This window comes from Curtobacterium sp. MCBD17_028 (assembly GCF_003234875.1).
Classification (GTDB): domain Bacteria; phylum Actinomycetota; class Actinomycetes; order Actinomycetales; family Microbacteriaceae; genus Curtobacterium.
In genome coordinates this window covers 261265-281398 of record NZ_QKTQ01000004.1, presented here as the reverse complement: position 1 = coordinate 281398, position 20134 = coordinate 261265, and the positions used below count along the sequence as shown (strand labels likewise).

The window sequence follows — 20134 nt, the reverse complement described above, 5'->3', positions numbered from 1 at the left end:
CGGATCGCGGTTCGGGCCTCGTGTGAACCTCTTCGACCCCGCCCAGTTCGGCGACCTCCAGCTCCGCAACCGCATCGTCATGGCCCCGCTCACGCGCACCCGCGCCGGGGTCGACGGCGTCCCGAACGACCTGCTCGTCGAGCACTACGCGCAGCGCGCCGGGCTCGGCATGATCGTCACCGAGGGGACCTGGCCGGTGCAGGAGTCCCGCTCGTACCCCGGCCAGCCGGGCATCGAGACGGACGAGCAGGTCGCCGGGTGGGCCCGGGTCGCCGACGCGGTGCACGCCGCCGGGGGCACGATCGTGATGCAGCTCATGCACGGCGGCCGCGTTTCCCACACCGACATCTCGCTGACGCCGCGCATCGTCGGCCCGAGCGCCCTCGCGGCTCCGGGTGAGGCACACACGCCGCTCGGCAAGGCCGAGTACCCGGTGCCGCACGCCCTCACCACCGACGAGGTGCACGAGGTCGTCGAGCAGTTCGTCGCCGCGGCCCGCAACGCGATCCGCGCCGGGTTCGACGGCGTCGAGGTCCACGGCGCGAACGGGTACCTGGTGCACCAGTTCCTCTCGCCCGCGTCGAACGAGCGCACGGACGAGTACGGCGGGACGCCGGAGAACCGGGCGCGCCTCGCGGTCGAGGTGACCGCCGCGGTGGCCGCTGCCGTCGGTGCCGGCCGGACGGGCATCCGCCTCTCCCCGGAGCACAACATCCAGGGTGCGCTCGAGACCGACCGCGACGACCTCGTCGCGACGTACACGGCCGTGGCCGAGGGACTCGCCCCGCTCGGGCTCGCGTTCGTCGACGTGCTCCACGCCGAGCCCGCCGGTGACTTCGTGCAGGGGATCCGACGCACCATCGGCGCGCCGTTCATCGCGAACAGCGGGTTCAGCGCGCCGACCACCCGGACCGAGGCGATCGGCCTCGTCGAGGCTGGTCTCGCCGACGCCGTCGGGGTCGGCCGCGCCGCCATCGCGAACCCCGACCTCGCCACCCGTTGGGAGCGCGACGCCGAGGAGAACACCCCGAACCCGGCGACCTTCTACGGCACGACGGCCGAGGGGTACACGGACTACCCGGCGCTCAGCGCCTGATCGCACGACCCGACGCCCTCCGACCGCGCACGGACGGAGGGCGTCGTCGCGTCCGGAACCGGACGTGACGACGGGCGCACGATAGCGTCGACGGCGTGAGCAGTCCCTCCACGACCGGCGGAGCCGCGACGCTCCGCACCGCCGTGCCCCTGACGGTGATGACCTACAACGTCAAGAACCACCACCACGACCCGGCACACGACTGGGCGGATCGCCTGCCGCTGCTCGTGGCGATCATCCGGCGGAACGACCCCGACGTGCTCTGCGTGCAGGAGGCGTTCCACGCGCAGATGGAGGACCTCCGAGCAGCGCTGCCCGAGTACGGCGACATCGGCCAGGGACGCGAGGGCGGCGAGCGTGGCGAGTACGCGGCGGTGTTCCACCGACGGGACCGCGTGGCGGTCGAGGAGGACGGCGCGTTCTGGCTGTCGGACACCCCGGACGCCGTCGGGTCGAACACCTGGAACACCTCACACGTCCGGATGGCGACCTGGGGGCGTTTCCACGACCTCGTCACCGACGAGCGCTTCACGCTCCTGACGACCCACACCGACTACGTCCAGACGTCCCGGGGCGCCGAGGTGCGCCGGATGAGCGCGGACCTCATCGCCGCGCGCCTCGCCGATGCCTCCGGGCCGGTCGTCGTCACGGGGGACTTCAACGAGGGCGCGGGGCTCGCCGCGGCGTCGGAACGCTTGGCGGTCGCGGGGTTCGCGGACGCCTGGACGCGCGCCGGTGCCGACGACCCCGTGTCGAGCTTCAACGGCTGGGAGCCGCCCGTGGACGGGGGTGTCCGGATCGACTGGATCCTGACGCGCGGACCCGTGGAGGTCGAGGGCATCCGCATCGACCACGACGACCCGAGCACCTGGGCGGCGAGCGATCACTTCCCGGTGGTGGCGCGGCTCGTCCTGGGCGTCTGACGCCCGCCCGCGAGATCGCACTCGTTGCCCCTTTCGGGAGCTTCAGAGCGGCAGCAGGTGCGATCTCGCGGGGACGGGTGGGCATCATGGCGGCGTGCCGATCCAGGTCTTCGACAGCCACCTCCACGTCATCGATCCGCGGTTCCCGCTCGTGCCGAACGACGGGTACCTCCCACCGCGGTTCACGGTCGACGACTACCGGACCCGCACGGCGGCGTTCGACGTGATCGGCGGCGTCGTGGTGTCCGGCTCGTTCCAGGGCGTCGACACGACGTACCTCCTCGACGCGCTGGACCGGCTCGGACCGTCGTTCGTCGGCGTCGTGAACGTGCCGACGGACATCGCCGACGACGGACTCCGGGTGCTCGCCGCGGCCGGGGTCCGGGGGATCCGCTGCAACCTGTACCGCGGCGGATCCACGGCGGTGACCGATCTCGTGGCGCTCGGGCGTCGAGCGTGGGACGTCGCCGGCATGCACGTCGAGCTGTACCTCGACGCGGCGGATCTCGCCGAACTCGAGCCGGTGCTCCGGGCGCTGCCCCGTGCCTCCGTCGACCACCTCGGGATGATGCACGCGCACCGGGACGTCCTGCTGCGTCTCGTCGAGCGCGGGCTCCGTGTCAAGGCGACCGGGTTCGGCCGCGTGGACCTCGACGTGCGCGAGACCCTCGCCGCCGTCCACCGGGTCGACCCGCGCGCGCTCCTGTTCGGGACGGACCTGCCGAGCACGCGAGCGCGGCGACCGTTCCGGGACGAGGACGTCGCCGTGGCCGTCGAGGGGCTCGATCCCGACGACGCCCGGGCCGTGCTCGTCGACAACGCGGTCGCCTTCTACCGGGTCGGGACCCCGCTCGACTGAGACCGGCGCGGACTAGCAGTCGTCGGACGAGTGCACCGGCATGGGCGATCCGATGACGGCGACCTCGGTGCCCTTCGTGATCGCGGAGACGCCGTCGACCTCGGCGTCGGAGGCGTCCGGATCGAGGACCCAGCCCTCCTGCAGCACGATCTGCCAGTTCGCGCGGTCGCCCGAGGCGTAGGACTCCTTGTCGCGGCCCGAGGCCGTGGCGACGCGCTCGCGGATGTCGTCGCCGACCGTGACACCGTTGGGCCCCTGGAGGTGCACGGTGGCCCCCGACCGTCCGGTGATCGACGCCTTGAGCATGCGGATGTCGACGGCGTTCCCGCGGGTGGACGTCTGCGCGAGGTCGACGACCCGGAGGCCTCGGCCCCACGTGTACGACGTGCTCGCCGGGACACAGGTGCCGCCGTCGCCCACCGCCGTGCGGGTGATCCGCGGTTTGCCGAGCAGCCGACGGAGGAGGCCCACGGTGGCGTCGCCGTCGGTCATCGGCGCGACCGCGACGAGGTCGTCGCCGTCGGACAGGCGGAGCTGCTCGGCGTCGAGTTCGATGACGTCGACGGTCCGCAGGCTGGCGGCGCTGATCGTCGTGTCGGTGCTGGGCTCGCCATCGGTCCTCAGGAGGCTGGCGGTCTCGACCACGCGCGGCGTGGCGACGGCAGCGCCTGCCCCGTCGGTGGTGGCTCCGGCGATCGCCGCGGTCCCCGGGGTGCTGCATCCGCCGAGCAGCAGCGCGCCCACGACGAGCGTGGGCAGCAGCAGCGGTCGAGCGGTCACCACTCGACCGTAGGGGCCGTGGAGGCTCCCGTGACCGGCATTCATCGAATCGCAACGCCCCCGTGTCCGCATCGTGACCTGCGGACCGGTGTCGGCCCTCCGGGATGCGCGGACCGGGAGGCTCAGCGCCGGCCGTCGATGTCAGTGGCGGCCGGCGTCCTGCCGTGCTCCGTCGTCAGGTGCAGTCGGTGGACGGTGATGACCGTCGCGAGCCACCCGGCACCCGTCGTCCATCCCACCGCGACGTCCGTGAACCAGTGCGCGCCGAGCAGGACCCGGGACAGCCCGACCCCAGCGATCGTGGCGAGGGCCGACCCGGCGACGACCACCTGCGGTGCCTGCCGACGCTGCCGCAGCATCAGGAGGTACGCGACGATCCCGGCGATCGTCGTCGCATTGAGCGTGTGCCCGGACGGGAACGACGGCGACCGCTCGTACGGCGGGATCGCGTCACGACGGCCCGGCCGGTGGCGGTGGATGATCCGCTTGCCGGCGACGGTCATGCCGAGCGAGCCGAGCCCGGCAGCGGCGAGCAGCGTGAACGGCGCGGCCTTCCGTTGCTCGAGCGCGAACGCACCACCCGCTGCCGCCGCGAGCAGGGGCATGCCGACCGGGCCGAACCCGTGCGCGATCGCCGCCGCCGTGCCGTCGAGCGCGGGTGAGCGGAGCCGCTTGGCCAAGGCGAGCGCGGGCTGATCGAGGCTCGCGATGCCGTTGCGGTCGGCCACGTCGTCGTAGATCGTCGCCGCGAGCCAGGTCGCGCCGGCCGCGACCCCGCCCCCGACGGCGAGCAGGCCGATGAGCGCCCGGTGCGCGCCGACCCGGTCGACGAGCCGCTGGTGGCGGTCGGCCAGGCGTCGGCCCGCGGGGCTCCGCCACTCGGTGACGTCTCGCCGGCCCACTGACGTCGGACTGGAGGCGCGGTGGGTGTGGGTCACTCGTCGTCCTCCGTGCGCTCCCGCCCGAGCGTCGCGATGAGGTCCTCGTGCAGCTCCATCCACACGTCGTGGTACGAGCCGGACAGGGGCCGGGCGAGGGCGTCCCGGTCGCCTCCGCGGTAGGCCGTGATCGCCCGCTCGAGCCGCTCGCCGTACCGACCGAAGCGCGGGTCGACATCTCCGAGCTGAGCGAGCACGGCTCCGATCTGCCCGTGCACGACCTCGAGTCGCTCCGTGACGTCCGCTCCCGACTGCGCGTCCGCGGTGAGCTGCTTGACGTCGCGGTTCGGGAACAGGAACGACTCGTACACGTCCGCCACGGTGCTGCGCTGCGTGGCGCTGAGTCGGTCGCCCGCGAGGAGCACGGCGCGGGCGCGTCCGGCCGGCGTGAGCGTGTGCATGGCCCGACGTCCCCCGGTCGGCTGGGTGTGTCCGCGCTCGTCGGTGGCGGCGAGTGTCGCGTCGATCGCCGCGGCGTCGAGCCCGGTGCTCTCGGCGATCTGCTCGGTCGTGGCGAACCCGCGGACGCGCAGCGCCTGGAGGACGGCGAACTCGGTCTCGTCGGCGACGAGACCGGTCGAGGCGGTCTCGGGGACGGGGTTGCCCCACGACCCCGTGAGGAACAGTCGTGGGATCATCTCGGTCGCGACCCCGCTGACGATCGTGTCGTAGCAGGCGGCGACCGCGGGGTGGATCCCGAGGAAGTCGTGATCGGCGATGAGCTCGTCGAGCAGGCCGGCGGCGCGGGCGAACGGGAGCGCGAAGCCCGCGGTGTACGTGAGGGCGCCCGCCTCGATCTTCTCGCGGCGGTCCATGCTCGCGATCCGTCCGTACAGGGCGGCGGACTGCGCCTCGATCTGCGTGCGCAGGGCGGCCATGTCCTCGAGCGACAGGACGTCGATGTCGGACATCGGCGCGTCCCAGGTCGGTCGGGTGTACGCCGCCACGCCCTGGATGTACGGCACGTAGTTCGCCGGGTTCGTGAACGCGGTCGAGATGTCGATGACCTGGACGTCGAGGCCGGAGTCCGGGCCGAAGAACATCGCGGTCGTGACGGACCAGGGCAGCGGCGAGGCCGGGTCGTTCCAGTGCCAGGCGGGCTCGTTGAGGAAGATGTCGCGGACGAGGACGAACCCGCCGTCGTCGGTCGGGTAGGGCCCGTGATCCGACACACCGAGCCGGTTGTCGAAGTGGAGCAGGAACCCCATGAGCTCCGCGGCTCCCTGGAACCGCTGGAACGTCGAGCGGTCGGCGTCCACGCCCAGGGCGATCCGGTCCTGGCCGAAGCGGTCGATCCAGTCGCGGTCGAGGACCTCGGCACGGTACCCCTGCATCGACGTGAGGATCGGGCCGTCGCCCCAGAACCCGTTGTAGAGCCGACGGACGACGCCGAACGCGTCGCGGATCCGGTCGGCCTCGTAGTCGGCGTCGTGCAGGCCGAGCTCGAGCGCGATGCCCCGCCCGAACGACGGCGCGGTGGCGAGCGCCCAGATGTGCAGCATGTTGACCTTGGTGCCGATCTCGCGCTTGGCGATCGACGCGATGTCGACGACGCCGTCGATCCCGATCCGGTCCTCGATCGCACGGAGCCACCGCGGGTGCTGGAACCAGCAGTTCATGATCCCCATGGCCTCGTACTCCTGGCGGGGGATGAGTCCGGACTCACCCTCGGTGGCACGCGAAGCGAGGGCGTCCCACTCGTTCCAGGTGTAGTAGCGGATCGCCTCGTTGACCTCCTCGCGCGTGAGGTCGCGGTGGATCGACTCCGCGTCGGTGTACAGCACCCGGGTGGTCATCTCGGCCTGCATGACGGCATCGCCCTCGGAACCCTTCGGCACGACGCCACCGAACTTCTCGAGCAGGAGCATGATCTGCGCCAACTCCTCCTGGCTCATCGCCGGGGCGGCGCTCTCGGGCGCCGGGGAGTCGTCGACGGGAGCACCGCGCTCGACGCTCACCGTGCCTCCCGGCCGCGACGACACGTCGAGCCGGATCCGCACGCCGTCGGCGGGGACCACCTCGCCGCGCGGCGTGCGGACGCCCTTGTCGAACGTGACCGACATCACCGCCGGGATGCCGTACTCGCGGCAGAGGATGCCGAGGTGGCTCTCCGGTGCGCCCTGCAGCGTGACGACGCCGCGGATGCCGGCGTTGAGCGCCATCGTCAGGAAGGTCGTGGTGCCGCCGCGGGCGATCACGACGACGTCGGACACGTCGTCGAGGTCGGCGAAGGCGATGACGTCCTCGGGTGTCTCGAGCCACTTCGCCACGCCCTCGACGAGGTCGTCGGTCTCGTAGACCGTCAGGCCGGTGCCGACCTGCTCGAAGGTGGTCTCGTCGTCGGTGAGCTGCTGGGCCATGTCGGTCCTCCGTGTCGGTGCGCTGCGCTGCGCGGTTGGTGATCGAGGGGTGTTCGGACCGGACGGCCGGTCCGAGGGGTGCGCTCGTCAGAGCGTCAGCCGGACTGGTCGATGAACGCCCACCCCACGCCGCCGTCGGCGCGGTCGAGTCGGGCGAACTGCAGGGAGCGGTGGTTCTCGGGTGCCGTCGGGTCGAGGTCGGCGATCGTCCACGACTCGGTGGCGATCACCGGCCGGTCGGGAGGCACGCTGCCGGGGACACGGGTCGGGTGTCCGTAGCCGACGGAACGCGGGAGGACGACGTGGTGCGACGTCACGGACAGCACGTCGTCCGGCGCCTCAGGGTGCCCGCCGCCGAGGGCGAGGCGGGCGGTGGCGACGCGCCGGGTGCCCGGGGAGCGCGCGACGGTGACGCCGCGGACCGGACGCGCCTGCTGGCGGGCACCCGGTCCGACGACGTCCGCCCCGGTGGCGAGCGTCGGGGCGACGGCAGCGTACTCGCCGTACCGCGTGCCGTCGGCCTCGGCGTGGGTGACGGCCTGCACGGCGACGTCATCGAACGCCCCGATCAGCCAGAAGAACGAGGGGCGTGCGCCGGTCTCCCCTGCCGGACCGGCTGCGGGGCGCGCGGCTTCCTGGACGCCCCAGGAGTGGTCACGACCGGCACGCCAGGCGACCGGGTCCAGCGTCCACGCGCCGAGCGGTGACCGGACGCTCCCGGCGACGGAACCGAGCTGCACGTACCGCGTGCGGTCCTGCACGACCGCACCGTCGCGGACGCGGGTGACGCGGTCCTCGGTGATCGCCGGTGTGGTCGCCGTGACCACGACGTCGGCCGCGAACCCGTCCCGGCCGTCGACCCGGATCCGGAGCACGCGCATGGGGTCGACCAGGGTGAGCCGGACGGGGCCGGCGACCAGGTCCTCCCGGCCATGGCGGAGCGCGTCGGTCACGAACAGGGTCTCGGCGCGATCACCGTCGGAGACGCTGAACGCGGCGTCGATCGTCCCGACGACGGGGTGCACCGTCACGACGAGGCCGATCATGGCGGCGCCGTCGGTGCTCGCGGCGGCGAACCAGTACCGCTCGTAGGTGCGCGGCTCGTCCGTGGCGGGGACGGCGAGCGGTGCGGGCGTCTGGTGGACGGGCAGGTCGTCCCAGCGCTCCAGGCCCTGGTGGGCGGGCGCGCCACGACGCCCATTCACACCGCCCCCGTGGGCAGGAGCTCGAGCGCGTCGAGGTCGAGCACCATGCGGGCGCCCTGACGGAGGAGCCGGCGGTACATCGCGTCGGTCCGGGGTGAGGTCTTCACGCTCCCCGTGGGCGGCACGAGCATGAGCAGCACGGCGGGGGCAGCACGGCGGTAGGCCTCCCACGCCGCGGGGAACGACCAGGAGACGCCGGCCGCGCCGAGTTCGTCGACGTGCCGGGCCACCTCGTCGCGTTCGACACGCCGACGCCGCTCCGGGCCGAGGGACGTGCCGAGCAGGTACGCCACGTCGAACATCGGGGCGCCCCAGCCCACGGTCTGCCAGTCGAGCACGACGACCCGCTCGGGGTCGGTGCCGACGAGGAGGTTGTCCATCCGGAAGTCGTGGTGGCTCACCGTGAACGGGCCGTCCAGGGAAGCGGCCCAGGCGTCGGCAGTGCCCACGAACCGGTCGATCGCGGCGAGTTCCTCGGGGGCGAAGCCGCCGGCGATCCGATCGGCGGCGGTCGACCACGAACGCCGCATGCGCTCGTGGATGCCGGGGATGGGGACGCCCTGCCGGCGGTGGAGCCAGTCGAGGGAGGCCGTCGCGGGGTCGTCCCAGAACGGCGCCTGCAGCGCCGCGAGTTGCTGCCGAGCACGCTGGAGCACCGCCAGGGGCGCGTCGTCGAGCTGGTCGCCGGGCGCCAGGGTCGAGCAGTCCTCGAGCAGGAGGCCCACGCGCTCCCCGTCCGCGGTGATCGTGCCGAGGTGCGCCGGCGTGTCCACGGTGGCGCGCGGAGCGAGTTCCTCGTAGAACCGGACCTCCCGCGCGTAGGCGCCGATGGAGGCTGCGGTCGCGGCGGCCTGCGGATCACGTGACGGCAGCTTGGCGACCAGCGTCGTCGGGCCGGTCCCGCGCCTCCAGGTCGGCGTCAGGAGGAACGTGTCGGCCAACGCGCCGATCCCGATGGGCCGCGCGTGGACCGCGTCGATCACCGCGTCCGGGCCGATGCTGCCGCCGGCGCGGAGGGCGGCGGTGAGGTGCTCCGGGGTGACCGGCGGGGGCGTCACGGGGTCACCACGACGCGGAGGACCTCGCCGGCGCGCTGGAGGGCGGCCGCGGGTCCGAGGTCGTCGAGCGACACGACGTCGGTCAGGAACGCGTCGAGCCGGAGGTCGCCGGCCCGCCAGGCCTCGACCATGCGCGGCACCTGCCGCCACATGTCGCTCGAGCCGTAGAAGGAGCCCGTGACGGACTTCTGCTCGCGGAACAGCTCCTGCGCGCTGAACGTGACCGGGTCGTCGGTGCGTCCCGCCCCGACGACCACGACCCGACCACCGCGCCGGGTCGCGTCCCAGGCGGCGCGGATCGTCCCGGAGGACCCCACCGCGTCGATCGCGACGTCGAAGCCCTCGCCGTCCGTCAGCGCGGCACCGTCGAGGTCCCCGGGCGCGGCGGTCGTCGTCGCGCCGAGCTCCGCGGCCAGGCGACGGCGGTCCGCGCTCGGGTCGACCGCCGCGATCGTGGTCGCACCCGCGATCCGGGCGCCCTGCACGGCGTTGAGCCCGACCGCGCCGGCCCCGATCACCAGGACGGTCTCGCCCGGGGCGACGTGCGCGGTGTCGACGGCGGCACCGAACCCGGTCGGGACGGCGCAGCCGAGCAGCGCACCGACGGTGAACGGCACGTCCTCGGGCAGCGGCACGAGCGCGGTCACGGGCAGCACGGTCTCCTCGGCGAGGGTCGCGGTGCCCATCCCGGCGACCACGTCCGCACCGCCGGCCGTCATCGCCGCGCCCTGCGCCGACGATCGGGGGCGGTTCCGGCAGATGTACGGTTCGCCGCGGCGGCACGCCGAGCAGTGTCCGCACCGGGGGACCCACGACACGACGACGCGGTCGCCCACCGCCACGGTGTCCACCGCCGGACCGAGCGCGACGACCTCGCCCGCGCCCTCGTGTCCGAGGACGGCCGGGAGCCGCTGTCCGAACGCGCCCGCGGCCAGGGACAGGTCGGTGTGGCACAGGCCCGCGGCGCGGATCCGCACGACGACCTCGCCGGGGCCGGGCGCGCGGTGCTCGACGTCGTCGCGGACGACGAACGGACCACCGGCCTCGGTGACGACGGCGGCCCTCACGCGAGCGGGTCCTGCCCCGCCGCCGCTGGTGCGGCGGTGGTCGCGGTCGGATCGAGCACGGGGTCGCCGAGCACGGCCTTCACCTCGAGGTACTCCTCGATCGCGAACGGCCCCATCTCGCGCCCCAGCCCCGACTGTCCGTACCCGCCGAACGGCGAGACCGGGAGGGCCGGGGTGCGGACGCCGTTCACCCGCACCTGACCGGCACGGATGCGTCGGGCGATCGCCGCCGCGCGGGCCTCGTCCGCCGACCAGACCTCGCTCGACAGGCCGTAGGGGGTGTCGTTCGCCATCCGGACCGCGTCGTCCTCGCCCGCGTGACCCTGCACGACGAGGACCGGACCGAACACCTCCTCGCGGACGATCTCGGCGTCCTCGGCGAGGTCGGTGACGATCGTCGGGCGCAGGAAGAACCCCGTGCCGTCGACGGCGGTGCCGCCCGTGGCGACCGTCGCCCCCGCGGCTCGTGCGGTGTCCACGAACCGGAGGACCTTCGCACGCTGCTCCGCCGACACGACCGGACCCATCGTCGTCCCGGGATCGAACGGGTCCCCGAGCACGTACGCGTCGGCGGACTCCGCCGCGATCCGGACCGCGTCGTGCAGCCGGTCCGCCGGCACGAGCAGCCGTGTCGGCGCGTTGCACTTCTGGCCGGCGTTCGTGAAGCAGTTCCGCACGGTGGTCCGCACCGCCAGGTCGAGGTCGGCGTCGTCGAGCACGACCGCGGGGGACTTGCCGCCGAGTTCGAGCGTCGCCCGCTTGATCCGCGACCCGGCGACGGCACCGATGTGCCGACCGACGGCGAGCGAGCCGGTGAACGACACCATGTCCCACGTCTCGTCCTGGAGGAGCGCCTCGCCCGTCGTCGCGCCGGTCCCGGTGACGACGTCGAACACCCCGGCGGGCAGCCCCGCTCGGCGCCCGAGCTCGGCGAGGAACAGCGCGTTGAGCGGCGTGAGCTCGGCCGGCTTGAGCACCACCGTGCAGCCCGCGGCGAGTGCGGGCGCGAGCTTCGCCACGATCTGGTGGACGGGGAAGTTCCACGGCGTGATCGCGAGCACCACGCCGACCGGCTCGCGCACGACGGAGCTGCCCGAGGCGTCGCGGCTGTCCCAGGCGAGCTGCCGGGCGATCGCCGCCGTCGAGCGGAGTACCTTGACGGGCAGGTCGACCTGGACCGCGCGGGACTCCCGGATGGGCATGCCGATCTCGTGCGTCGCGAGCTCGGCGAGGGCGTCACCGTGCCGTTCGAGTTCCGCGGCGAGCGCGTCGAGGAGCCCGGCACGTCGGGACGGTGGCAGCGCGGCCCAGGCGGGCCAGGCCTCCCGGGCGTCGAGCAGTGCGCGGTGCGCGAGGTCGGCGGAGGCGTCGAGGACGGTGCCGATGATCCGTTCCGTCGCCGGGTCCACGACGTCGAGTGGGGCCTCGTCGTCGGGCGAGACCCAGCCGCCGCCGATGAACACGGAGCGGTCGGGGACGACGACCGCGTCGACGGGAGCGGCGGTGGTGCTGACACCGGTCTCGGGACTCATGCCGCGCCTCCCGTCCTGACCACACGCACCGGCACGCGGTCCCACCCGCGGAACAGGTTCACCCGCAGGCGTTCCGGCTCCCCGTCGAGCTCGAACCGGATCCCGCGGTCGAGCACGGCGCCGAAGAACGACCGGACCTCCGCCCGCGCCAGGTGCGACCCGAGGCAGAAGTGCGCGCCCCACCCGAAGCTCAGGTGGTCGTTCGGCGTGCGGTCGAGGCGGAAGTCGTCCGGGTCCTCGAACACGGCGGGGTCACGGTTCGCGGCCGAGAACCACAGGACGACCTTGTCGCCCGCGGCGACGTCGCGTCCGTCGATGGTCAGGTCCTCGAGTGCGGTCCGGCGCATCGCGGCGACCGGACTGACGTGGCGGAACATCTCCTCGACGGTCGTCGGCAGGAGGCCGCGGTCACGTTCCAGCCGCGCCCACGCGTCGTGCTCGTGGAGCGCCACCGTGCCGCCCGAGACGAGGTGCCGCGTGGTCTCGTTCCCGGCCGCCACGAGCACGATGTAGTACGCCGCCAGCTGGTTCCAGGTGAGCGGCTGCCCGGCCACGCTGCCGTTCGCCATGACGCTGATGAGGTCGTCCCGGGGGTCGGCGCGACGCTCCTCGGTGAGGCGCTGGAAGTACCCCATGACCTCGTCCCGCGCTTCGGCGAGGGCGTCGGCGTCGACCAGGTGGTCCGGGTCGGAGCTCGTCAACCGGTTCGTCCAGTCGACCATGCGGGGCGCGTCCGACGCGGGGATGCCGAGGACGCGGGACAGCACGAGCATCGGCAGGCGGGCGCTGATGCGTTCGACCAGGTCGAAGGTGCCGCGGGCCTCCGCCTCGTCGAGCAGGAGCGTCACGGCCTCGTCGATCATGGCCTGCCACTGCTGGATCTTCACGGCCCGCAGGTGCGGGATCGTGACCCGGCGCAGTGCGACGTGCTCCTGCCCGTCCATGTTGTGGAGGCTCTGCAGCGCGCCCTCCACCTTGCGGTCCAGGATCTGGGTGCCCTCGGCGCTCGTCAGCTGCGGCATCTCGCTCGCCGCGGCCTCGACGTCGGCGTACCGAGTGAGCGCCCAGAAGCCCGGCCCGCGGTGCGACGGGGCGTTCCAGTGCACGGGGTCCTGCTCCCGGAGCGCGGCGAACACCGCCATCTCGCGGTCGTCCGCGAACGCGGTGAGGTCCATCAGGTCGACGCCCGCCGTCGGGCTCCCGATCGTCATGGTCGCCAACCGTAGTCGCGTCCGGCGACGAACTGGCTACTGTGGAACACCTTTCCGACCCCAGGAGCGCCGTGATGTCCTCCCCGTCCGAGCCGTGCGTCGAACCGCGGGACCGCGCGCTCGACGACGCCGTGTTCGCGCTCGACCACCACCACGGCGTCCCCGCCCGCGAGCTCACGGAGCTGCTCGGCGGCAAGGGCGCGGGCCTCGCCGAGATGACCGCGCTGGGACTCGCCGTGCCCCCGGGGTTCACGATCGCGCTGCCGGTCTTCCGTCGGTGGCGTCACGGTGGGTGGCCCTCCTCGCTCGACGCCGTCGTCGCGGCACACGTCGCGGCGCTCGGCGAGCGGATGGGCCGCCGGCTCGGCGACCCGGACGATCCGCTGCTGCTGTCCGTTCGGAGCGGCGCCGCCGTCTCGATGCCCGGGATGCTCGACACGGTCCTCGACCTCGGGCTCAACGACGACACCGTGCGGGGGCTCGCCCGGGTCACCGGGGACGAGGCGTTCGCCGAGGACAGCCACCGGCGCTTCCTCCGGATGTACGCCACGATCGTCATGGGCGTGTCCGTCGAGGCGCTCGCCGACGCCGAGGACGCCCGCACGCTGCGACGACGGATCACCGAGCTCGCCGGGCGGCCCGTGCCGCACGACCCCGAGCAGCAGCTCCGCGAGGCGATCGCCGCGGTCTTCGCGTCGTGGGACAGCGAGCGTGCCCGCGCCTACCGCGCCCGCGACGGCATCGACGACGACGCCGGCACCGCCGTCACCGTGCAGGCCATGGTGTTCGGCAACCGCGGACCACGCTCCGGGACCGGCGTCGTGTTCACGCGCGACCCGGCCACCGGCGCGCCGGGCCCGTACGGCGACTACCTCGTCCGCGGCCAGGGCGAGGACGTCGTCGACGGCAGTGCGCACCCGGTGCCGGTCCGCGACCTCGCCGACCTCGACCCCCAGGTGTACGTCGACCTCATGGCCGCGCTGCGCCGCCTGGAGGCCCACTACCGCCACGTCTGCGACGTCGAGTTCACCATCGAGGAGGGACGGCTCTGGTTCCTCCAGACCCGCGCCGGCAAGCTCAGCGCGGTCGCCGCCGTGCGCACCGCCGTCGACCTGGTGGACGACCCGGAGGTCGCGCTGACGCCCGAGGAGGCCGTGGCGCGCGTCCCGGAGGAGGTCCGGGAGCGGGCGCGGCGCGACCTCGAGACGGGTGGTGCTGGTTCCGCCACGGAGCACGGTGACGACGCGCACGGTGCTCCCGCTGGCGGGACGCTGCTCGTGACCGGGCTCGGCGCGTCGCCCGGGATCGTCACCGGGGCGGTCGTGTTCTCGTCCGAGGCCGCGCTCGCCGCGGACGGCGACGTCGTGCTCGTGCGTCGTGAGACCAGCCCGAAGGACGTCGTCGGGATGTCCGCCGCGGTCGCGATCGTCACCTGCCGGGGCGGCCTGGCCAGTCACGCGGCCGTGGTCGCGCGGGGGTGGGGCGTCCCGGCCGTGGTCGGCGCCGGTGACCTCGTGCTCACGGGAGCCGGGGACGACGCCACCGCGACGGGCCCCTCCGGGGCGGTCGTCCGCGCTGGTGACCTCGTGACCGTCGACGGTGCCTCCGGTCGGGTCTGGGTCGGCTCGCCCGACGCGCGCGACGGGGCGGGCGGCCCCGTGCCTCCCGACCGGGGCGGCGACCGGGCCGCGGCGCTGCGCGCGCTCGAGCGGCTCGACACCTGGGCCGCCGGACGGTGACAGACTGCACCCATGACGGAGTACGTGGTCGACAACACCGGTGACGACCGCGCGCGGGGCGTGGACCTCGTGGACGGCGACCAGCCGCCGATCCGCCTGATCGTGCGGGGCGAGCTCCCGACGACCATCGAGCACGAGGGACGGACCTGGATCGCCACCGACGACGTCGACGAGGAGCCGGGAGCGCTGCCGATCGCGGTGTTCCGGCCCGCCGACTGACGACGGGGCGGGCGGGGACCGGAGCCCCTCCGCCCGGGGGACAACCGCCGCCGGCTGGCCGTGAGCGCGTCCCGGTCTCCCGCGTACCGTCGGGGTCCTCAGCCAGGAGGAGGAGACCCAGACATGACGGACCAGTACACGTTCCAGGACCCGAGCAAGCTCTACGCCGACAAGGTGCCCGACGAGCAGTACCTCGGCGGATCCGGCACCGATGCCGAGATGGCGGAGAACGTCCCCGCCGACCACGGTGAGGAGACCTACCGCGGCTCCGGTCGACTCGAGGGGCGCAAGGCCCTGATCACGGGCGGTGACTCGGGCATCGGCGCAGCCGTCGCGATCGCCTACGCGCGCGAGGGCGCCGACGTCGCGATCGGGTACCTGCCCGAGGAGGAAGAGGACGCCAAGCGCATCGTCGGCCTCATCCAGGACGCGGGCCGCAAGGCCGTCGCGCTGCCCGGCGACATCACGGACGCCGCGTTCTGCCGCGAGCTCGTGGCGAAGGCCGTCGACGAGCTCGGTGGGCTCGACATCCTCGTCAACAACGCGGGCAAGCAGCAGCACGTCGAGGACCTCACCGACCTGTCGGACGAGGAGTTCGACGCCACCTTCAAGACGAACGTCTACGCGATGTTCTGGATCACGAAGGCCGCGCTGCCGCACCTGCAGCCGGGCTCGACGATCATCAACACGACCTCGATCCAGGCGTACCAGCCGTCGCCGGCGCTCGTGCACTACGCCTCGACCAAGGGTGCGATCAACACGTTCTCCAAGGGGCTCGCGGGCCAGCTCGCGTCGAAGGGCATCCGCGTCAACGCGGTCGCTCCCGGCCCGATCTGGACGCCGTTGCAGCCGGCGGGTGGCCAGGCTCCCGAGAAGCTGCCCGAGGTCGGCGCCGAGACCCCGCTCGGACGCTGGGGTCAGCCGGCCGAGCTCGCGCCGGCCTTCGTGTTCCTGGCGAGTGGTGAGTCCTCGTTCGTCATCGGCGAGACGCTCCACGTGAACGGTGGCATGCCCACGCCGTGACGCCCGGCGCGGGCCGGGCCCGGGCCCGGGCCCGGCCGTTCGGCCCGCCGCCCGAGCACCGCGACGAGATCGCAGAACACGCCGCTTCCCACCATCGGGAAGCGGCGTGTTCTGCGATCTGGGCGTTCCAAGTCCGGGCCGTTCGGGGGCGTCAGCGGGTGTCCGGGGCGGGGCGCATCCGCGCCATGCGCTGCAGCAGTTCACGTGCGGACAGCGCCGCGGCGAGTTCGACCTCGACCGGCTGGATGCCGAAGGCCCGCTCCATCTGGGCGCGGCGCGCCAGGTCGGCGACGGGCACCTCCGGACGCTGCGGCAGCTTCGCGACGGCCTCGGCCGCGGCCTCGAAGGCACCGGCCGGAGCGCCGAGGTGCTCCCACATGAGCCGGACGTCCCGTGCGACCTCGTCCGCGCCGCCACCGAGCTCGAACCCGGTGCTCGCCATCTGCGCGAGGCCCTGTGCCAGATCGTCGGGGGACATGGCGTCCATCCTCGCACCGCGATCCCGGCGCCGCGCCAGCGGTGTCCCGCCGGCCCGGTCCGTGCCGGCCCGGTCCCGACGGCGCGGTGCGCCGCCGGGACGTGGGTCAGCGCCGCCGGGACCGGGGGTCAGCGCTGCCGACGGAGGCCGTGACGCGGCGTCGCGGATCCGGACGACTCGGGCGCGTCGACGGTGAGCCGACGGCGACGCGCCAGGGCGAGCACGGCGATCCCCGCCAGGAGCAGGGCCGAACCGAGCGCGATCGCCGGGCGGTCGTCCTGCCCGGTGAACGCGAGGGAGCCCGATGTGTCGGTCGCAGCGGCAGCAGCCGGTACGGCGCTCGCTCCGGCCGGGGACACGCTCGCGGTGCCGCCCGAGGGGGACGGCGTCGGCGTCGCGATCGGCGCGACGGCAACGGCGACGCCCTGCCCCATGCCGCCCGCGCTCGCCTGGATCATCTGTGCACCGGCATCCGTCGTGGCGGTCGTGCCGTCGGTGGCGCGGGTGGTGACGGTCGCCACGTTCTGCTCGGTACGAGCCGGACCGTCACCGTTCGCCGTCTGCTCGGAGGTCGCGACCTCGACGCGGTACTGGTCCGCGACGGCGAGTGTCGGCCAGGACACGGTCACACTGGACGTGGAGCAGGTGACCGGGAAGTCCGATCTGGCGAGGTCCGCGATGTGCGTGTAGACGCCGTCGACGTAGGAGCCCTCGGAGAGCCGCACCGTGCCGCAGTCGAACTGCCAGGTCTGTCCGGCGGGAACGGCGTCGGTGGTCGTGGCGGAGGCGAACGGGCCGTTCGGGGTGTCGATGTGCCAGACGACCGCGTCCGTCGGGTTCGTCCGGCCCTGGTCGGGCCGCGCCCACGTGCCGTACTTCGACGCGGCCGCCGGGTCACCCCAGGCCGGGCCGGTCGGCGTGATCGGCGTCGTGAACTGCCGCCCGTCACTCGTCGTCGAGGTGATCGGGGTGGTGACACCGCCCGGGGTCGTCGTGCCGTTGAAGTCCGACTGGACGTACGCCGTGCCGCAGGTGTCGCGGTGCGTGTCCACGTAGTCCGTGAACGTGAACGAGACGATCCACGGGGTGCTCTGGGCGATCGTGGCCGTCGCGACGGGCACACCGGTCGCGGGGTCGTCCAGGTCGAAGCCCGTCGGCAGGTGACCGAGGTGGTCGCTCAACGTGAGGCCGAACGTGTCGCCGGCGTGGGCGTCGGCGGGCGCGCACCAGTCGATGGACGTGCGGAGCTGACTGCCGAGCACCGGCGTGGTCGGGCTGACGGTGACGTTCGTGATCGCGCCGGAGACCTCGGTGGCGTGGGCTGCGGGGCCGGCGGCCAGGACGAGGGCGCCCGCGACGGCGAGGGTGACACCGCCCACGATCGGGATCCGGACACGGCGGACGAGGGCATGCTTCGGGTACATGGTGCTCCTGGGATACGGGGTCGCGGGTTCGGGGCCCGCGTCGGGTGTGGTCATGCTACGGCGTCGCTCCCGATGCCCCGAGGGCGCCGCCCCCCGGTTGTCCCCTGAAGAGAGGACCCCCGGACCGGGGGGTGCGGAAGAAACCTTCTGGGCGGTTTGATCGTGGGGACGGACACGACGTCCGCCAGACCGGACCAGGGTGCCAACGTCGTCCGCCCTCCCGTCTCCACGAAGGGGCATGATGCTCGACCACACCAACGCGGACACCGCGGCCGCTGCCGCCGCTGCCCAGACGCTCCACCTCCGCGTCATCATCGTCGACGGGGCCGTCGACCTGCTCCACGAGGTGCCCTTCCACGAGGCCCGTCCGGAAGCCGTCGCCGCCCGCATCGGCATCTCGCTCGAAGAGCTCCACCAGCACTTCCCGTCGTGGGACGGCCTCGTGCTCGCCGCCGTCGACCGGTGGAACGGCCAGCGCACCGAAGCCATCGAGCACACCCTCGGCGACGTCAGCACCGTCGAGTTCCTCCGCGCGATGGTGGCGTCGAACGTCCGGCAGCCCGCGCTCATGCGCCTGCTCGTCGCCCTCGCGAGCGTCGCGAGCGACTGCACGCACCCCATGGCCCCCTACCTGCAGTCGCGGTACCAGCTGTTCGTCACGCAGATCCGCCGCGGTCTCGAGCACGACGTCGCCGTCGGTCGTGCACCGCACACCATGGACCCCCGTCGTGGCGCGGAGCAGCTCATCGCCCTCTACGAGGGCCTGCAGCTGCAGGCCCTGCTCCGGCAGGACCTCGACCTGATGTCGGCGTTCGACCGGGCGGCCTCCCGCCTCGAGCGCGGTTGGGAGGAGCGGTACCAGGTGCGCGCTCCGCTCACGCCGTCGACGTGGGTCGACGACGCCTGGTCGCTCTGAGTCGCGGCGACCGCCGCCCGGACCGTCCTGGGTCGTCGCGCTGACGCGCGCCGTCAGACCGTCCCGCTGAGGCAGCGGCGGAGGCTGCGGAGACCGCTCCGGATCCGCGTCTTCGCGGTGCCGACCGGGACGCTCAATCGGTCGGCGACCTCCAGGTCCGTGAGCCCGTCGCGGTACCGCAACAGCACGGCGGATCGCTGGTTCGGCGTGAGGCCGGCGAGCGCGTTCCGCACCGCGACCCACTCGGCCAGCACGTCCAACCGCTCGGCGGCGTCGTGGTCGACCGGCTCGAAGTCCCGCATCCCGACGCGGATCTCCCGCTGTCGGGTGCGTTCGATGGACCGGACCCGGTCGACGGCGCGACGGTGGGTGAGGGTCTGGAGCCAGCTCGTCGCCGAAGCGCGCGCGGGGTCGTACGGTGTCGTGTCGTCGGACCAGACGTCGAGGAGGACGTCGTGCACGACCTCCTCGGCCTGGGCGTGGTCGACGAGCGTCCGGCGGGCGAACGACACGAGGCGCGGCGTCAGCCGGACGTAGAGCTGGCGGAAGGCCTCGCGGTCGCCGCCGCAGACGGCGATGAGCAGCGCGTCATCGCTCGTCGTGACGGGGTCGGTGGTCGGTCGACGGTGCAGCATCTCGGGTCCGTCTCGGGTGTCGTGATCTCGGGTGGTCCTGTCGACGCTGACTCCGCCGACGGGGTACGACGACTGCATCCCGTCTACTCGTGCCTCCTGGACCGGCTCGGAGGCACCGTTCGGGCCGTGCTTCCCCGATGCGCCCCGAACTGGGTGTCCCGCTCGCGGCGGTCGGGGGTGGAATCTGGGTCCTACCCCTGATCCCCACCTGAGGAGAACCGTCGTGCTGTCCACCGTCTACACCAGTTCCGCGACCTACCCGTTCACGGATGACGACCTGGCGGTCCTGCTCCTGAACAGCCGCGCGAACAACGCCCGTGCCGGTCTGACAGGCGTCCTGCTGCACCAGGACGGGCAGTTCATGCAGGTGCTCGAGGGCCCCGACGACGCCGTGCGCGAGCGCTACGCGATCATCGCGTCGGACCCGCGCCACGGTGCGGTCCAGCTCGTCGCGCAGGAGTCGATCGCCGAGCGACGGTTCCCGGCGTGGACCATGGGGTACCGCGCGGTCGTCGACACCGGCACCGACGACCTGCCCGGCTTCGACGACTTCTTCAGCGCGCCCGCGGCCGGTCGGACGTCGGAGACCGCGGCGCGGGTGCAGGACCTCGTCGCGCAGCTCGGCGACGAGGACCCGACCGCGGCCTGAGCCCCGGCGCAGGAGGCGGATG

At 73.4% G+C, this 20134-nt stretch carries 19 protein-coding genes; 8 read left to right on the top strand and 11 right to left on the bottom strand.

Annotated features, from left to right (window positions below; all coding sequences use genetic code 11):
• The first annotated feature begins 22 nt into the window (after positions 1–22).
• The 3 genes from DEI86_RS07555 (at position 23) to DEI86_RS07545 (ending at position 2878) form a co-directional block, all read left to right on the top strand.
• Entirely contained in the window at positions 23–1096 is a 1074-nt protein-coding gene (locus DEI86_RS07555; RefSeq protein ID WP_181434776.1) for an alkene reductase, read from the top strand.
• 95 nt (positions 1097–1191) lie between these two features.
• The gene (locus DEI86_RS07550; protein ID WP_111036274.1) at positions 1192–2019 is read left to right on the top strand and encodes an endonuclease/exonuclease/phosphatase family protein; all 828 of its coding nucleotides are present in this window, start codon (positions 1192–1194) and stop codon (positions 2017–2019) included.
• A gap of 94 nt (positions 2020–2113) precedes the next feature.
• On the top strand, positions 2114–2878 hold the full coding sequence (locus DEI86_RS07545; protein ID WP_111049183.1) for an amidohydrolase: 765 nt from the start codon (positions 2114–2116) through the stop codon (positions 2876–2878).
• Positions 2879–2890: 12 nt separating this feature from the next.
• Here DEI86_RS07545 and DEI86_RS07540 read toward each other — a convergent pair whose 3' ends face one another.
• The 8 genes from DEI86_RS07540 to DEI86_RS07505 form a co-directional block, all read right to left on the bottom strand.
• A complete protein-coding gene (locus DEI86_RS07540) occupies positions 2891–3658 on the bottom strand; it encodes a hypothetical protein (protein ID WP_111025856.1) in 768 nt (255 codons plus the stop codon).
• A 122-nt stretch (positions 3659–3780) separates the two neighbouring features.
• Positions 3781–4596, bottom strand: coding sequence for a phosphatase PAP2 family protein (locus DEI86_RS07535; RefSeq protein ID WP_111049182.1), 816 nt, complete (start codon positions 4594–4596; stop codon positions 3781–3783).
• Complete coding sequence (locus DEI86_RS07530; RefSeq protein ID WP_111049181.1) at positions 4593–6956, bottom strand: PEP-utilizing enzyme; 2364 nt, start codon at positions 6954–6956, stop codon at positions 4593–4595. Before DEI86_RS07530 ends, DEI86_RS07535 begins: the two co-directional genes overlap by 4 nt.
• 95 nt (positions 6957–7051) lie before the next feature.
• A complete protein-coding gene (locus tag DEI86_RS07525) occupies positions 7052–8161 on the bottom strand; it encodes a hypothetical protein (protein ID WP_111049180.1) in 1110 nt (369 codons plus the stop codon).
• The gene (locus tag DEI86_RS07520; RefSeq protein ID WP_220038498.1) at positions 8158–9219 is read right to left on the bottom strand and encodes a phosphotransferase family protein; all 1062 of its coding nucleotides are present in this window, start codon (positions 9217–9219) and stop codon (positions 8158–8160) included. The genes DEI86_RS07525 and DEI86_RS07520 overlap by 4 nt, the downstream gene beginning before the upstream one ends.
• The gene (locus DEI86_RS07515) at positions 9216–10286 is read right to left on the bottom strand and encodes a zinc-binding dehydrogenase (RefSeq protein WP_111049179.1); all 1071 of its coding nucleotides are present in this window, start codon (positions 10284–10286) and stop codon (positions 9216–9218) included. The genes DEI86_RS07520 and DEI86_RS07515 overlap by 4 nt, the downstream gene beginning before the upstream one ends.
• A complete protein-coding gene (locus tag DEI86_RS07510; RefSeq protein WP_111025849.1) occupies positions 10283–11818 on the bottom strand; it encodes an aldehyde dehydrogenase family protein in 1536 nt (511 codons plus the stop codon). The genes DEI86_RS07515 and DEI86_RS07510 overlap by 4 nt, the downstream gene beginning before the upstream one ends.
• Positions 11815–13029 carry a cytochrome P450 gene (locus DEI86_RS07505; RefSeq protein WP_220038497.1) on the bottom strand — a complete coding sequence of 405 codons (1215 nt, stop codon included), beginning with the start codon at positions 13027–13029 and terminating at the stop codon, positions 11815–11817. The genes DEI86_RS07510 and DEI86_RS07505 overlap by 4 nt, the downstream gene beginning before the upstream one ends.
• Positions 13030–13103: 74 nt before the next feature.
• On the opposite strand from DEI86_RS07505, the gene DEI86_RS07500 reads away from it, so the two are divergent.
• The 3 genes from DEI86_RS07500 to DEI86_RS07490 all read left to right on the top strand — a co-directional run bounded on the left by DEI86_RS07500 (position 13104) and on the right by DEI86_RS07490 (position 16010).
• Positions 13104–14768 (top strand): PEP/pyruvate-binding domain-containing protein, encoded by a 1665-nt coding sequence (locus DEI86_RS07500; protein ID WP_111049178.1) that lies wholly within the window; start codon positions 13104–13106, stop codon positions 14766–14768.
• A gap of 12 nt (positions 14769–14780) precedes the next feature.
• On the top strand, positions 14781–14987 hold the full coding sequence (locus DEI86_RS07495; protein ID WP_111010600.1) for a hypothetical protein: 207 nt from the start codon (positions 14781–14783) through the stop codon (positions 14985–14987).
• A gap of 123 nt (positions 14988–15110) precedes the next feature.
• Positions 15111–16010 (top strand): glucose 1-dehydrogenase, encoded by a 900-nt coding sequence (locus tag DEI86_RS07490; protein WP_111049177.1) that lies wholly within the window; start codon positions 15111–15113, stop codon positions 16008–16010.
• A gap of 151 nt (positions 16011–16161) precedes the next feature.
• On the opposite strand, the gene DEI86_RS07485 is transcribed toward DEI86_RS07490, so the two are convergent.
• Both DEI86_RS07485 and DEI86_RS07480 read right to left on the bottom strand, forming a co-directional pair.
• Positions 16162–16488 (bottom strand): hypothetical protein, encoded by a 327-nt coding sequence (locus DEI86_RS07485; protein ID WP_111036256.1) that lies wholly within the window; start codon positions 16486–16488, stop codon positions 16162–16164.
• A 128-nt stretch (positions 16489–16616) separates the two neighbouring features.
• The gene (locus DEI86_RS07480) at positions 16617–17912 is read right to left on the bottom strand and encodes an Ig-like domain-containing protein (RefSeq protein ID WP_111049176.1); all 1296 of its coding nucleotides are present in this window, start codon (positions 17910–17912) and stop codon (positions 16617–16619) included.
• Positions 17913–18150: 238 nt separating this feature from the next.
• On the opposite strand from DEI86_RS07480, the gene DEI86_RS07475 reads away from it, so the two are divergent.
• A complete protein-coding gene (locus DEI86_RS07475) occupies positions 18151–18828 on the top strand; it encodes a TetR/AcrR family transcriptional regulator (protein ID WP_111036253.1) in 678 nt (225 codons plus the stop codon).
• Positions 18829–18881: 53 nt separating this feature from the next.
• Here the strand turns inward: DEI86_RS07475 and DEI86_RS07470 are convergent, their stop codons facing one another.
• Positions 18882–19463, bottom strand: a complete 582-nt coding sequence (locus DEI86_RS07470; protein WP_181439726.1) for a sigma-70 family RNA polymerase sigma factor — start codon at positions 19461–19463, stop codon at positions 18882–18884.
• A 223-nt stretch (positions 19464–19686) separates the two neighbouring features.
• Here DEI86_RS07470 and DEI86_RS07465 point away from each other — a divergent pair, with 223 nt between their 5' ends.
• Positions 19687–20112: a BLUF domain-containing protein gene (locus tag DEI86_RS07465; protein WP_181435132.1), complete on the top strand. Its 426-nt coding sequence runs from the start codon at positions 19687–19689 to the stop codon at positions 20110–20112.
• Positions 20113–20134: the final 22 nt, after the last annotated feature.

Coding starts and splice junctions, on each gene's coding strand:
- DEI86_RS07485 (WP_111036256.1), bottom strand. CDS start 16,488: ATGTCCCCCGACGATCTGGCACAGGGCCTCGCGCAGATGGCGAGCACC.
- DEI86_RS07490 (WP_111049177.1), top strand. CDS start 15,111: ATGACGGACCAGTACACGTTCCAGGACCCGAGCAAGCTCTACGCCGAC.
- DEI86_RS07470 (WP_181439726.1), bottom strand. CDS start 19,463: ATGCTGCACCGTCGACCGACCACCGACCCCGTCACGACGAGCGATGAC.
- DEI86_RS07495 (WP_111010600.1), top strand. CDS start 14,781: ATGACGGAGTACGTGGTCGACAACACCGGTGACGACCGCGCGCGGGGC.
- DEI86_RS07480 (WP_111049176.1), bottom strand. CDS start 17,912: ATGTACCCGAAGCATGCCCTCGTCCGCCGTGTCCGGATCCCGATCGTG.
- DEI86_RS07500 (WP_111049178.1), top strand. CDS start 13,104: ATGTCCTCCCCGTCCGAGCCGTGCGTCGAACCGCGGGACCGCGCGCTC.
- DEI86_RS07510 (WP_111025849.1), bottom strand. CDS start 11,818: ATGAGTCCCGAGACCGGTGTCAGCACCACCGCCGCTCCCGTCGACGCG.
- DEI86_RS07530 (WP_111049181.1), bottom strand. CDS start 6,956: ATGGCCCAGCAGCTCACCGACGACGAGACCACCTTCGAGCAGGTCGGC.
- DEI86_RS07475 (WP_111036253.1), top strand. CDS start 18,151: ATGATGCTCGACCACACCAACGCGGACACCGCGGCCGCTGCCGCCGCT.
- DEI86_RS07505 (WP_220038497.1), bottom strand. CDS start 13,029: ATGACGATCGGGAGCCCGACGGCGGGCGTCGACCTGATGGACCTCACC.